The sequence below is a fragment of the Runella sp. MFBS21 genome, from assembly GCF_029433105.1.
Classification (GTDB): Bacteria; Bacteroidota; Bacteroidia; order Cytophagales; family Spirosomataceae; genus Runella.
Genome location: NZ_JARNTW010000001.1, coordinates 789,313 through 803,170, shown reverse-complemented (window position 1 = coordinate 803,170; position 13,858 = coordinate 789,313). Strand labels below are relative to the sequence as shown.

Sequence of the window (13,858 nt, the reverse complement as noted above, 5' to 3'; positions counted from 1 at the left end):
ATTTTAGATGAGATTCAGGGTTTGATGTTTAGTGTAATACTGATTAATGCTTACTTTCCTGAACCGCCCAATTTTGAAGTCCCACTTGCCGCTTCTGCTTGTATGGGAGAGAGGCGTTGGTTGATACCTTTTTCTACCATAGGCAAGCCTTCGGTCATCCACGCAGGAGCAGGCGCATCTTTGAGATAATGATCAAAATATTGGTACAAACGCACCGCAAAATCTTTCATATTTTGACGTTTGGTAAGACCGTGTTTTTCACCGTTGTAATTAAGCATCCACACGGGCTTATTAAGGCGTTTTAGAGCCATATAAAACTCAATTCCTTGGTACCAAGGCACCGCACCGTCGTCGTCGTTGTGCATCATCAATACAGGCGTTTGGATTTTGGGAGCGTGGAAAAGCGGTGAGTTTTCGAGGTACTGCATTGGTTTTTCCCACAATGTACCCCCGATACGGCTCTGCGTATGCTCATACTGCGCCTGCCGCGACATACCCGAATCCCAACGGATACCCCCATAAGCACTTGTCATATTAGATACAGGAGCACCGGCTTCGGCAGCTTTAAATAAGTTGGTCTGTGTCACGAGATAGGCCGTCTGATACCCACCCCAGCTATGACCCGAAATACCGATTTTCTCTTTATCCACAAATCCTTTGTCAATCATACTCAATACACCAGGTACGATGCAATTGTAGGCACTTTGTCCTGGATAGCCGTCTTTATACACAATATCAGGTACAAAAACCAAGTAGCCATTGCTCGTAAAGTAAGAGTAATTAATGTAAGAGCGAATAGGGCGCGGAGCATAATGCGTATGGATATTGTCTGAGTTTTTCTCATAAAAATACGTCATCATGGGATACTTCTTGGTAGGGTCAAAGTTTTCGGGTTTGTACAACAACCCTTGCAGAGGCGTACCGTCGCCAGCTCTCCAACTTACGATTTCTACCGAACCCCACCAATAATTGTTTTGCTGAGGATTAGCCTCTGTCACACGTGTTATATTCTTGAAACTCAAATCCGTAGCATACCAATCTGGATAATCTTTGAAAGTCTGTTTGGTAAACAATACCCGATTGGCATCTTTGGCTTTCAGTACTACATTTCCTATACTAAAATCGCCTTCATATAGCGGCGTTATTTGAGAAATATTAGCGGCAAGCTCAACAAATCCTTCTTTCTTAGTGGTCTCATTGACGGTACTCAACAAAAGCGGGCTGTTTACATCTACGTTTTTTTCTTCGGGGTCAAGTCTTACATAGCGAAACACCTTCTTGTCGGTACGACCATTGGTCAGGCGTTTGGCCTGAGTAGGGTTTTTGGGATCAATTTGCCAAATATCATAGCGGTCATATATCAAAAGAGATTGGTCATCTTTGCTCCAACCTGCCACGCCATACGCTCGTGGAAAATCAGGGTGGTCGTCTTCTTCATCAGCAAATCTTACCGTTTTATTGTTGGTAAGTTGAATCGTTTTATTGCTTGCAATCTCATGCGCAAACCACGACGTATCAGGGTTAGAAAACCAGTACAAAAACTTGCCTTCAGGCGATACACGCACATTTCCTTCCACTTTTTCTTTCACCAATTTTTGAGAACCATCTTTGGCGTCAAGGATATATAAATCCTCTTTGGGATTCCAATCCCAGTGTTGACCCGAATATTTTTCATCGGCATGACCAACCAAAATATTGGCGTTGCCTTCCGCTACCAAATCAACATCAGGCAGATGAACTCCTCCTAGCTGCACGAGTTTTTTATCATTTAAGTGCGCTACGGCCAAGTATGACTTTTTCTTATCTCTCTCCAACGACACCTTTTGTTGGGTTTGGAGCTTGGCATCTTGCCAATGCCACACTTCCACATTTACAATTTCGTCAGACAAGAGAGTAGTATCCTGAACCACAGGGCGGGGAGCAGTACCAAAAAAGAGTTTGTCACCACTTTTAGAAAACTTAGGAGTATAGTCACCACTTACTAGCCAATCTTTCTGGGCAGGTTGGGTACTTTCATCGGCCAGCAAAGTCGCCGTTTGCTCACCCATTTTCCAATATAAAAGTTTATGGCTTCTAATTTGGGTTTTGGCGTTGGTATCCAAATCAGCCACAAAAGCCAATTGGCTTCCATTATCATCAAAAGAAAGTTTCTTGAATTTGTGTTTTGAATGTCCTTCGTAGATTTGGGCAAGTTGCTTTGTAGCAATGTCATACACATATACCCCTGCCTTGGTAGAATCTGTACCAGTAGAAGCAAAAGCCAATAGTTTGCCGTTTTTGGTCACTTCATAATCAGTCACGAAGGGGAAGCTTTTTTCGGTGGCCGTTTTCAAATCACGCCACACAAGGCCATAGCCATTTTCCTCGCTTTCTTTTTTGGCCTTTGCACGTGGTGCTTTTTTAGTGCTATCGCCTTTGGCTTCGGGCGCTTTGGCCTTTTCTAATTCTTTAATAAAAGCAACCCAACTACCGCTTTTCTCAGGGATTTTGAAAGACTGTACTAAGGGAAACTTGACCAGTTGTTTGGTGCCCAATGTATAAATTCCCAACGAGTCTTTAGGAAGTTCATCTTTTTTCTTTTTAGCACGCTTTGCGGCTTTTGTGACGGCGAGTTGGGGTTTTATTTTAAAAACGCCAAACTCCGAATCGCTCGTAAATTTGAGGTCATTGCCGCGCGCTACTGAGTCGGCTTTAGCAGTAGTAAAATTGTAAAAAACCACTTTACCATCGCCTTCTTGGGGATTGAGTGCATAGCCAAACCATTGCCCATTGTGGCTCACTATTCTTTCTGGAATATCCTTCCAAAAATCATATACATCATGGGTTAAGGGCTTTTTGGCCACCGTTGGAGCCTCGGCAGGGGCTTTCTTAGATTTCTTCTGGGCAATCAAAGGAGTGGAGGCCACCCCTAGAAGCAGGAATAGTAGATACTTTTTCATTCTTTAATAAAAATAGTTTATTGATGTTATTTGACTTCTAAAGCGCAGTATTGCAATTGTTCCTCTAAAGACTCAAACTCAGCATCCCACAGGTTATATTTCAGCATCCAATCTTTTATCACTTGAAAATCATCATCATGAAGAAGATAAGAAGCTACCACACAGCTGTACTCTGCTTTTGGTGTACCTTCCACAAAAAGGTTTCGTAACTGCCTAATAATGGTATTTCGTGAGTGAGTTGATTTTACTACTTCTTGGTCGTAGGATACCATTTTATCCCTAATTTCTTCCAATCTTTCTATTGCCTTATCACCAATCTCATAGCGTTTATTTACCCATAGAGTACGATCATTTAGATTTAAAACCTCAATACTTTCGCGCCCCTTCTCTGTTTTTGGCTTAAATCTATACCCTTGAAAATACAAATGCTCACGGGGATTGTCATACCTCGGGTTAATAATAGGTATGGTTCTCGTATCATGATCACGTTTAGCTTTATTACAAGCACTACTTATGGGTAATAGATTTTCCCACTTTACTACTTCGTCGGGATACAAGGATTTGGGATAAAAATGCTCCACTTCGAGGTATTTGCCTTCTTCCTGTAGTTTACATTCCGAAAAACAACACTTCCCGTTTGACATCGCCAACAATGGCTCCGCAATAAATTTCCTTTTCCAAACGCTCTTTTTCGTCTGCTTAAACTCTTCGGTTAGCTGCGCCACCAATTCATCTGTCAGTTCGGTAGGACACGGCACGTCTTGCAATCTAATCATACACTAGCGGGGGCAATAGCACCTAACTGTAACTTAAGAAGTTTTCGTTGACTACTATTTGGATGAAGCAGTGGTAAAAGTTCTTCATACGCGGTACGAGCTTTACCATAATCGTCACTGTCAAGTCCTTCTTCAAACTGGCTTAGTAGTTGCAAATACGTATCAGACAAGGTTTTATCGCCAAGCCCCATCAAATCCTGCAAGATTTCTTCTACTGTCCACCCTTTAAAAGTGCCAAATTCTTGTCGGATGTGGGTGTAGTTGTCTGCTCCTTTTTCTAAAATAATCAAATTAACATTTTCGGCTGATTGAACTATCAACGGACTATGTGCTGTAACGATAAACTGAGTATTAGGAAAAATGCCACTCAAATAACTTATAATTTTACGCTGCCAATCGGGATGTAGGTGTAAGTCTATTTCATCCACTAATACAATCGCTGCTCCTGTAAGCGGATTGTCTAAATTGGGATAACGTTCAAAAAGTTTTTTGGCTAAATCTACCACCCACGCCATCGTAGCTTGATAACCATATCCTAAGCCTTTGAGGCGCACTTTGCCATAATCAGTCTCAAAAATCGCATAGTTTCTGACACTATTTGTTTTGGAATCTAATTCTGATTTAAGTTCGATGGATTTTACATCTGGCAAAAGCCCACTAGAGAGGATTGCTTTTAACCTTTCTAAAACAGCGCTCGCATTTGACACCCCATTTTTTGCGGCATAGTCTAGCTGTAAAAGCCACTCTTCGGCATTGGTGAGTTCATAATTGTCTGAAAAAAGTCCACTTATAGTATCTAAATAGGAGCTATCCGTAATATTTGTCTCTGACATTTTTCGAGCAATTCCATATCCGTAAAATTTCAATTTTTTGAAGTACAAAAAATTTTGGTCATCAGGAAATAAACCACTTACTATCACATTGTTTGTTTCTTGACTTTTATAGTACGCCCACCCTTTAGTTAAATTTTCAAAAGAACTATTTTCCTTTTTTTGTATAACGGATTTAATCTCAAATTGGTTAATTACTGATGTCAAATCCCACATATGCTGAAAAGGCATTAGAACACACGGAGCTATGCCTTTTTCCTCACTATTATCTTGTAATATTGTCGCACTCAACCCGCTCAACAACCTCAAAATGGTTGTTTTCCCTGTATTATTATTTCCCAAAATAACATTCCATTGCTGATAGCGACCATCAGGACGAGTAAAAGAAATTTGGTGCTCACCCTGAAAACAATTAAAGTCTTTGATAGTGACTTTACTTAGATAAACGCCTTCTATCTCATTGTTCATAAAACCCTTATCTTTTTTGTAAACTTACTTAAAAACGCGTTTTATTGCTGAATTATCCCCAATTTTGCGACGTAATCACCAACTATTTAGTCAAAACTAATGAAAATTGCCATAGTAGGTTGTGGAAATATGGGAATGGCCTTTGCCAAATCATTTCTACAATATGATTTAGTAAAAAAGGAGAATCTTCTTTTAATCGAAAAAAGCGCCGACCGCGCCAAAGCCCTTCGTACTGAAAACACGGGCGTAGTCATCGAAACGATCAGCTCGCACATTGGCGACTATGATGTAGTGATTGTTTCGGTAAAGCCCCAAGATTTTACGAATGTACAGGCAGCTTTACGCGAAGTGCTCCAGCCACAGCAAGTGGTGCTTTCGATCATGGCGGGGATTCCAATCAGTACTATCCAAGACGCCCTCAATCATCGACTTGTGATTAGAGCCATGCCCAATACACCTGCCATGCTTGGCATGGGAATTACGGGTTTTTCGGCGGCCAAAGAATTAAGTTTTGCCCAACTCCTCAAAGTCGATAACCTCATCAATGCCACTGGTCGTTCGGTTTTTTTGGAAGATGAATCCATGCTTGATGCCGTCACGGCACTCAGTGGTAGTGGGCCAGCTTATTTTTATTATCTCGTAAAGTCAATGGTAGAAGCTGGTAAAAAAATGGGTTTTGAGGAATCACTTGCTACGCTTTTGGTAAAACAAACCATGCTTGGCTCATTTCACCTTATCAACAATGCCGACAAAAGCCTCGACGACCTTATCAAGGCGGTAGCCTCAAAAGGGGGAACTACTGAAGCAGCTTTACGTACTTTTGAAGAAGGAGAACTATCCCAAACCCTTCAAGCAGGGATTTTGGCCGCCGAAAAACGCGCCAAAGAATTGTCGAAGGGGTAGAATTTTCACTCCTTTGTATTTGCTATCAGTAAATTGCCCGCCTCCGTAATTTAGAAGCCCTATTTTTCGTTATTTTTGGTATGAAGCAAATTTTACGTACTATCTTTTTGTTGTTGTGGGTTATCGACGGGATACAGGCTCAAAATCCCGCTGCGGTTCGGTTTGTGCGCAATCAAGGACAATGGGATGCCGCCATTCGTTATCGGGCCGAAATCCCTGGGGGGTATCTATTGTTGAAAGAGAAATCGCTGATGTACGTTTTCTTTGATGCCGAAGCCCTCAAAAGTCGCCATGCCATGGGCAGTCTAGCCAACGCCCGTACGTCGGATGTAGTAAACAGCCACGCTGTAGAAGTGCTATTTGAAGATGCTAATGCCGCTTTTAAAGTCGAAGAACAGCACCCTAATGCTAGCAGTAATAATTATTTTTTGGATAGTAATCCTACCAAATGGGCCTCTAATGTTCCTTCTTTTGGCGAAATCATCTATCGTGACGTGTATCCTGGCATTGACTTCAAAATGTATGCTTTTCGCCAAACCCTCAAATACGAATTTTTGGTAGCGCCTCAGGCCGATGCTTCGCGCATCAAGCTTAAATATGTAGGTGGTAAATCGCTCAAACTCATCGACAATCAGCTCACAGTCGAGACTACTGTCAATACCTTCAATGAACTTAAACCTTATACCTATCAGGAAGTCAATGACCGTACCCGTGAAATAACCACCCAATACCGCTTGGAAGGCAATCGGGTTTCTTTTGAGTTTCCGAAAGGATACCAAAAAGAGCACACCCTTACGATTGACCCTGAGCTTGTTTTTTCGTCATTTTCGGGGTCTTTTGCTGATAACTGGGGCCACGCTGCTACTTACGACGAAGACGGCAATCTTTATACTGCGGGGACTATTTTGGATACGCGGGTCTTTCCAGCTACGACAGGGGCTTTTCAAACACGCCTTAGCGGTCAAGTGGACGTGGGCGTATTGAAATTCACTCCTGATGGTAGTCGCTTGCTCTACGCCACTTACATTGGGGGAGCTTTTACCGACATCCCTCATAGTATGATTGTCAATCATAAAAATGAGTTGGTGATTTTTGGAACTACTTCTTCCTCCAATTTTCCTACTACTACAGGAGCCTATCAAACAAGATTTGGCGGAGGCACTCGTACTACCCCTATTGATGGTCTGGAACTTGAAAATGGGAGTGATATTTTTGTGCTTAAACTCAATACCACCGGTACAAGACTCGAAGGAAGCACTTTTGTAGGAGGCAATGGCAATGATGGTATATGTAATGCTTTTGACCTAACTGTCCGCAATTATGGTGATGAGTTTCGAGGAGAAGTGGTAGTAGATGCCCAAGACAATGTATATGTAGCGACTTCTACCAACTCTACTAATTTTCCAGTAGTAAATGGAATTACTAACCAATACGGTGGGCGACAAGATGCGGTAGTTTTTAAACTCAATGCTAGCTTACAAAATCTTGTGATGAGTACCTATTTAGGAGGTACAGCCATTGATGCTGCCTACGGTATCAAGTGGGCACCTTCGGGCGCATTCTATGTCACGGGAGGTACTCGAAGTAGCAACCTTCCCGCAAAAGCGGGTGCTTATAAAGGTACCCTAAGTGGGATAGAAGACGGGTTTATCGCTAAGTTTTCGAATGATAAGTTTGAGCAACTTACTTACCTAGGTACTGATAGCTCCGATGTCGCCTATCTGGTAGATATTGACGCCGAAGAAAATGTCTATGCTATTGGCCTTACTCGAGGGAGATACGCCACTACTACAGGCACTTATCGCAACCTAAACGCAGGTCAGTTTATTCACGCCTTAGACAAAAACCTATCTAGCACGGTATTTTCTACTACTATTGGCTCCAGTCGTGCCCGTCCCGATATTTCACCCACTGCTTTTTTAGTAAATGAATGTGGGAACATCTACTTTTCGGGCTGGGGAGGAGTAGTCAATACTCGTAATCGAAACAACCCTTACAGTAGTACTACGGGGCTTCCTATCACTACCGATGCTTACCAACAAAATACAAATGGCAACAATTTTTACATTGCCATTCTTGAGAAAGGTGCAAAATCTTTATTATACAGTACTTTTTTTGGAAACTCTAGTCCTGGTGACGTAGACCGAGGCGACCATGTAGATGGTGGCACAAGTCGTTTTTCTAAAAATGGCATCATCTATCACGCTACTTGTGCGTGTGGGGGGTCTCGTTTTCCTACTACTCCGATGGCTTGGTCACGAACCAATAACAGTGACAACTGTAATAATGCCGCTTTTAAAATTGACATAGATCGTCTCAAGGCCGACTTTGACCCTTACTTGGGTTCTCAAAAAGGCGTGGTATCGGGCTGTGCTCCGTTGACCTTAGATTTTATCAATATCAGTCAAGGAGGCAAAACTTATACATGGGATATAGAAGGAAATACCATTTCCCGCGACCCCAACAAAGCCACTTATACTTTTAATCAACCAGGAGAGTATCGTGTCACTTTACGGGCCTTCAACCCGCTTGTATGCCGTGGACAAGATATAGTCACTAAAATTATCAAAGTAGGAACTAGCAAAGCAAGCGCCAAAGGAGATACCACCGTGTGTAGCAATGTAGGTGTGCCTTTATTGGCTCAAGGAGGCATCAAATATACTTGGAGTCCCGCCGCAGGATTGAGCAATCCCAATATTGCCAACCCTATCGCTCATGTCAATGCCACTACTCAATTTATCTGTACAATTACTGACTCGGTATGTACCGTAACTCGCAACGTGACAGTACGTATTGATAATGCAAAACCCGATTTTAATGCCCTCAAAGACACCACTTTATGTTCGGGACAAAGTACCCTATTGACGGCTTTAGGAAATGCCCCACGCTTTCGCTGGAATCCTTCCAGTACTTTGAGTGATTCGGTAGGTACTACCGTATCAGCCAAGCCTACCCAAACAACTACCTACACAGTGACGGGTTTGTATGCCGATGGCTGTAGGCCGCAAAAAAGCATTACAGTTAGGATAGAAGACAATAAACCTGATTTTAAAGTATCACCAGATACCACTATTTGTGCGGGCCAAAGCGCGCTTCTTTTGGCCGAAGGAAATGCCACTTTCCGCTGGACACCTTCCCCGTCACTGAGCGATACCCTTATCAAAAACCCTATTGCGACGCCCACCCAGACTACTACCTATACGGTGACGGCGGTGTATCCTGACGGGTGCAGACCTAAAAAGAATGTAACGGTTAGTATCGAAAGAGGTCCTCAAAATATGGCGTTTGATATAGTACCTTCCTATACTTGCGGTCAGCCAACTACGCTACAATATGTCAACAAAACCTCAGGAGCCGCAAGATATGAGTGGGATTTGGGCAATGGTGTAAAGGCTACTACCCTGACGCCCTCACCTATTACTTACACCCAAAATGGCACCTACCAAGTAACTCTTAAGGCTTATTCAGCCCGAGGGTGCGAGTCGTCAGTCACTCAATCGGTCAATGTCTTGAATTTAGATAAAATCCCTAATGTAATTACCCCAAATGGTGATGGCAAAAATGATACTTTTGTCATCGGTGTTGCTGGCACTCGTCTAGAGATATTTAATCGTTGGGGCAAGCTTACTTTCAGTAGTACCAATTATGCCGACGATTGGGGTAAAGACGTTTCAGCAGGAACTTATTTTTATCAACTCTCTCTACCGGGCGATATACCCTGTAAAGGATGGATACAAGTATTGGAATAGCACAAAAAAGGCGGGTTCCCCCGCCTTTTTTGTATAAAATTATTTGGACTTAAAATTAGTCATCGCTTCTTCTTCCAAGCAACAAACTAACGTAATACATCAAGTTTGCTAAGGCGCCCAATGCCGCCACTACGTAGGTCATAGCCGCCCACCACAGAGCGTCTTTGGCCATATCATATTCATTTCGATTGACAATGCCTCTTTGCTCTACCCAAGCCAAAGCTCTACGGCTTGCATCAAATTCTACTGGTAAAGTAATGAGTGCAAAAAGAGTAACTCCCAAGTTTGCCGCTACCAAGATAGTCAACAAAGTAGTACTCACAATCCCTTGGTTATAGAAAATAAATCCGCCCAAAAACAACATTCCCATATTAAAAATATTAAGAATATTGCTACACACTTGCACCACAGGTACCAGTGCCGAACGCATTTTAAGAGGTGCATAGGCTACTTTATGCTGCACGGCGTGGCCGCATTCGTGCGCTGCTACCGCTGCCGCCGATACACTTCTACCATGGTACACATCTGCACTCAAATTGACAGTTTTATCGGCAGGATTGTAGTGGTCGGTGAGCATTCCTTCTACTTGTGTGATTCTGACATCGTAGATACCATTATCTCGAAGCATTCGTTGGGCTATTTCTGCGCCCGAGAGGCCATTCATCAAGCCTACTTGTGAGTATTCCGTAAATTTACTTTTCAAACGCCATTGGACAAACATCCCAATGACCATAAATACCAGTCCAATTAGAATTAAACCACCCATGATTTTTGGATTTAGATTTTACCGATTTTAATTGGTTTCGATTTTAGTGGATAAGTTCAAACTTAAAACTAATTAAAATCACCAAAATCCAACTAAAATCGAGTTAATAGCTGTTTTTAATTTTTTCAATCAAAGAAGTCGTCGAATACCCTTTCACCAAGGCGATGGTCTTCACTTCTCCTCCTCTACCTACTACAAAATCTGCGCCAACGATGTTTTGGGGTGTATAATCATCACCTTTCACCAAAATATCAGGACAAATTGTCTGAATTAGCTCCAATGGAGTAGGTTCATCAAACAAAATGACAGTATCTACAAACGACAAGGCCGCCATCAAACGGGCGCGGGCGTATTCGTTGACCACGGGGCGAGAAGGGCCTTTTAAACGACTCACCGACGCGTCGGTATTCAAGCCCAAAACCAGCTTATCGCCCAAAGCACGTGATTTTTCGAGATAGTCGATATGTCCTAAATGAACAATGTCAAAACACCCATTGGTAAATACAATTTTCTTCCCTTCGGCTTGCCATTCGCGTGCAACTTGGGCGGCAGCTTCCCAGCTCATAATTTTGTCGGCAGTACTAGACATTTTTGTTTGGAATAGAATGTGTTACAGAATCTGTTTGATTTGAGGCTTTGGGACTTTTGACCAGCGTAATGATAAACGAAATACCGCCCAAAATCAACATCAGAATCATTTGCGTACCGTGGATATAAGTGGCCAACGCCAATCCATTTTCTTTGGATAATCCATACAATACCAAAGCACTACTCACCAAAATATGATATGGGCCTATCCCCCCCTGTACGGGAGCCGACATACCTAATCCACCCATAATCAATACCGTAAGCCCTGCCAACAAAGAAAGCCCCGACGACTCAGGTAGTACAAAAAAGCACACATAAGAACTCAAGAAGTACATCACCCAAATCAGCACAGTATGAAAGACAAAAGCCGCCGGACTCCGAAGTTTTCGAATACTCAATAGCCCGTCAACCAAACCTAACACAAAACCTTCAATTTTAGCAAAGAGTGCATTCTGACGCAGACGTTCGGCATTTTTTCTGTAAAACCACCACGCCGCCACCGCCAAGCCTATTCCTATTACTCCTACCCCTGCCAGAAGTACTATTCTATTAGAGCCGCCTTCTTTTCCGAGCCCTAGTTTTTCACCAAAAAGGCTCATAAAGAAATCACTCAAACGCCCAAATTCCAGCACAAAGGCTAGACCTATTAATAACAATAACGAAACCACATCAAACACCCGCTCTGCTACAACCGTCCCAAAACTCACATTGACTGGTACTTTTTCGAGGCGATTGAGTGTGCCACAGCGCGTCACCTCCCCTGCCCTTGGAATCAATTGATTGGCAAAATATCCCGTAAAAACCGCTACCGTCGAGTTGAAACCCGAAGGCTTATAGCCCACAGGCTCCAAGAGCATATTCCAACGATAAGCGCGGCTCCAAGCCGCAATGATGGTAAAAATCGCTACGAGGATAAGCCAACTATGATTGGCATTTTGGAATTTGGCCCACATAGCCGCCAAATCCATGTCTTTGAAAACGTACCACATCAAGCCCCCAGCCACTGCCAATGAAATGATGTATTTGACAATATTTTTCATCTTTTGAAAAGTAAATAGCGATTTGGCACTATTTCACAATGAGGTTGTTTTCGTCGGGAAAAACGATTTTAGGTTGGAAAGTTTTTGCTTCTTCTTCGGTCATCATACCATAAGAAATAATAATCACGACATCCCCAACTTGGGCTTTACGAGCTGCTGCACCATTGAGACAAATGATGCCCGTTCCACGTTCACCTTTGATAACATACGTAATGAGCCGCTCACCATTATTGTTGTTGACCACATGCACTTGCTCATTTTCGAGGATTCCAGCCGCGTCCATGAGGTCTTCGTCAATCGTGATACTACCTACATAATTCAGCTCGGCTTGGGTAACTTTGACGCGGTGAATTTTAGATTTAAAGAGGGTTACAAACATGATGTTAGAATATTATCAGTTAGTTTAAAACCGTTTTTAAAAAAAATCGGCGTTGAAATAACCTTTAAGAATGCCGCAAAGTTCGTCTTTAATTTTCAAAAGTACAGAGGTCTATTCAATTTGATTTTAGTAAAGTAAGACTTTAGCGTACTTTTGTCCCAATTTTTATGACAACTACTACAAAACAAAATAACATGCGCTTTCATCGGGTACTTGTGGAAGCTACGGTTTTTGCTCTCAGCGAAATCTTCGAAAAAAATCGCCAAGCCGACAAAGTAATCGAGCAAGTGCTCAAATCAAATCGGCAATGGGGCGCCCGCGACCGTGGATTTATTGCGGAAAACACTTACGAAATCGTACGCTGGTGGCGATTACTGACTTTTGTAGTCGAAACCGCCAAAGTGGATGAGTCATCTCAGTACCTTGATCTTTTTGGGGCATGGCAGATTATCAAAGGAAACACCTTACCACCTTGGGTAGAGTTTGCGCATCTCTCTCCTGTTGTTATCAAAAAAGCCTACGAAGAAGCGCTCAAGATTCGTAAAATAAGAGAATCTGTTCCTGATTGGCTAGATGAAACAGGTTCGACCGAATTGGGTAATAATTGGGAGGCAGAGCTTCATGCACTCAATCAAACAGCTCCCGTAGTATTAAGAGCCAATACCCTCAAAACCAATACCCAAGAACTGAGAAAAGCTTTGGCAAACCAAAATATCTTTACTGAACAGCTGCCTGATTTACCTCAAGCTCTTGTATTGACAGAAAAGAAAAATGTATTTCAAACCGAGCTTTTCAAAAATGGATTTTTTGAAGTACAAGACGCAGGTTCGCAGCGGATTGCCCCTATGCTGGATGTACACCCCGGTATGCGCGTAGTAGATGCTTGTGCGGGCGCAGGTGGAAAAACCCTCCATCTCGCTGCTTTGATGCAAAATCAAGGAAGGCTCATTGCGATGGACATCGAAGCATGGAAACTCGATGAACTCCGACGCCGAGCTCGCCGCAATGGCGTAAGCAATGTAGAAACGCGCCCTATCGAAGCCAAAACCATCAAAAGGCTACGCGATACCGCCGACCGCGTACTGCTCGATGTACCTTGCTCAGGACTCGGCGTGCTACGCCGCAATCCCGATTCAAAATGGAAATTGAAGCCTGAGTTTTTGACCCAAATTCGTCAAACTCAGTATGAAATCCTCAATGGGTATTCTCAAATGGTAAAAGCAGGCGGTAAGCTCGTATATGCCACTTGCAGTATTTTACCATCCGAAAGCGAAGATCAAGTCAGACGTTTTTTGAGTGAACAGGGTTCAAAATGGCAACTCTTACAAGAAGAACGTACTTCTCCGGCGCTTCAGGGTTTTGATGGGTTTTATATGGCTTGTTTGGTAAAAGCTTTGTAAAACAACCTTTTTTTTGTTAT

At 42.7% G+C, this 13,858-nt stretch carries 10 protein-coding genes; 3 read left to right on the top strand and 7 right to left on the bottom strand.

Annotated elements, in window-relative coordinates:
* Positions 1 to 50: 50 nt before the first annotated feature.
* Genes P1X15_RS03120 through P1X15_RS03110 form a run of 3 tightly spaced genes read right to left on the bottom strand, consistent with a single transcriptional unit; the run spans position 51 to position 5,013 of the window.
* Positions 51 to 2,939 (bottom strand): S9 family peptidase, encoded by a 2,889-nt coding sequence (locus tag P1X15_RS03120; protein WP_277336670.1) that lies wholly within the window; start codon positions 2,937 to 2,939, stop codon positions 51 to 53.
* A gap of 26 nt (positions 2,940 to 2,965) precedes the next feature.
* Entirely contained in the window at positions 2,966 to 3,715 is a 750-nt protein-coding gene (locus P1X15_RS03115; RefSeq protein WP_277336669.1) for a hypothetical protein, read from the bottom strand.
* Positions 3,712 to 5,013: an AAA family ATPase gene (locus tag P1X15_RS03110; protein ID WP_277336668.1), complete on the bottom strand. Its 1,302-nt coding sequence runs from the start codon at positions 5,011 to 5,013 to the stop codon at positions 3,712 to 3,714. The genes P1X15_RS03115 and P1X15_RS03110 overlap by 4 nt, the downstream gene beginning before the upstream one ends.
* Positions 5,014 to 5,112: 99 nt before the next feature.
* Between P1X15_RS03110 and proC the strand changes: the two genes are divergently transcribed.
* Together proC and P1X15_RS03100 are read left to right on the top strand one after the other, a co-directional pair.
* Positions 5,113 to 5,916, top strand: a complete 804-nt coding sequence (gene proC, locus P1X15_RS03105; RefSeq protein WP_277336667.1) for a pyrroline-5-carboxylate reductase — start codon at positions 5,113 to 5,115, stop codon at positions 5,914 to 5,916.
* An 80-nt stretch (positions 5,917 to 5,996) separates the two neighbouring features.
* Complete coding sequence (locus P1X15_RS03100) at positions 5,997 to 9,665, top strand: gliding motility-associated C-terminal domain-containing protein (RefSeq protein WP_277336666.1); 3,669 nt, start codon at positions 5,997 to 5,999, stop codon at positions 9,663 to 9,665.
* Positions 9,666 to 9,720: 55 nt separating this feature from the next.
* On the opposite strand, the gene P1X15_RS03095 is transcribed toward P1X15_RS03100, so the two are convergent.
* The 4 genes from P1X15_RS03095 to panD all read right to left on the bottom strand — a co-directional run bounded on the left by P1X15_RS03095 (position 9,721) and on the right by panD (position 12,438).
* Positions 9,721 to 10,431 (bottom strand): zinc metallopeptidase, encoded by a 711-nt coding sequence (locus P1X15_RS03095; RefSeq protein WP_277336665.1) that lies wholly within the window; start codon positions 10,429 to 10,431, stop codon positions 9,721 to 9,723.
* Positions 10,432 to 10,534: 103 nt separating this feature from the next.
* Positions 10,535 to 11,020 carry a D-glycero-beta-D-manno-heptose 1-phosphate adenylyltransferase gene (rfaE2, locus tag P1X15_RS03090; RefSeq protein ID WP_028667318.1) on the bottom strand — a complete coding sequence of 162 codons (486 nt, stop codon included), beginning with the start codon at positions 11,018 to 11,020 and terminating at the stop codon, positions 10,535 to 10,537.
* A complete protein-coding gene (locus P1X15_RS03085) occupies positions 11,013 to 12,059 on the bottom strand; it encodes a lysylphosphatidylglycerol synthase transmembrane domain-containing protein (RefSeq protein ID WP_277336664.1) in 1,047 nt (348 codons plus the stop codon). Before P1X15_RS03085 ends, rfaE2 begins: the two co-directional genes overlap by 8 nt.
* A 28-nt stretch (positions 12,060 to 12,087) precedes the next feature.
* The gene (gene panD, locus P1X15_RS03080) at positions 12,088 to 12,438 is read right to left on the bottom strand and encodes an aspartate 1-decarboxylase (protein WP_028667320.1); all 351 of its coding nucleotides are present in this window, start codon (positions 12,436 to 12,438) and stop codon (positions 12,088 to 12,090) included.
* A 194-nt stretch (positions 12,439 to 12,632) separates the two neighbouring features.
* Between panD and P1X15_RS03075 the strand changes: the two genes are divergently transcribed.
* Positions 12,633 to 13,838 (top strand): RsmB/NOP family class I SAM-dependent RNA methyltransferase, encoded by a 1,206-nt coding sequence (locus tag P1X15_RS03075; RefSeq protein ID WP_277336663.1) that lies wholly within the window; start codon positions 12,633 to 12,635, stop codon positions 13,836 to 13,838.
* The last annotated feature ends 20 nt before the right edge of the window (positions 13,839 to 13,858 follow it).

Bases quoted from the DNA above. Each gene is read 5' to 3' on its own strand.
- P1X15_RS03120 (WP_277336670.1), bottom strand. From the start codon at position 2,939: ATGAAAAAGTATCTACTATTCCTGCTTCTAGGGGTGGCCTCCACTCCT.
- P1X15_RS03115 (WP_277336669.1), bottom strand. From the start codon at position 3,715: ATGATTAGATTGCAAGACGTGCCGTGTCCTACCGAACTGACAGATGAA.
- P1X15_RS03110 (WP_277336668.1), bottom strand. From the start codon at position 5,013: ATGAACAATGAGATAGAAGGCGTTTATCTAAGTAAAGTCACTATCAAA.
- proC (WP_277336667.1), top strand. From the start codon at position 5,113: ATGAAAATTGCCATAGTAGGTTGTGGAAATATGGGAATGGCCTTTGCC.
- P1X15_RS03100 (WP_277336666.1), top strand. From the start codon at position 5,997: ATGAAGCAAATTTTACGTACTATCTTTTTGTTGTTGTGGGTTATCGAC.
- P1X15_RS03095 (WP_277336665.1), bottom strand. From the start codon at position 10,431: ATGGGTGGTTTAATTCTAATTGGACTGGTATTTATGGTCATTGGGATG.
- rfaE2 (WP_028667318.1), bottom strand. From the start codon at position 11,020: ATGTCTAGTACTGCCGACAAAATTATGAGCTGGGAAGCTGCCGCCCAA.
- P1X15_RS03085 (WP_277336664.1), bottom strand. From the start codon at position 12,059: ATGAAAAATATTGTCAAATACATCATTTCATTGGCAGTGGCTGGGGGC.
- panD (WP_028667320.1), bottom strand. From the start codon at position 12,438: ATGTTTGTAACCCTCTTTAAATCTAAAATTCACCGCGTCAAAGTTACC.
- P1X15_RS03075 (WP_277336663.1), top strand. From the start codon at position 12,633: ATGCGCTTTCATCGGGTACTTGTGGAAGCTACGGTTTTTGCTCTCAGC.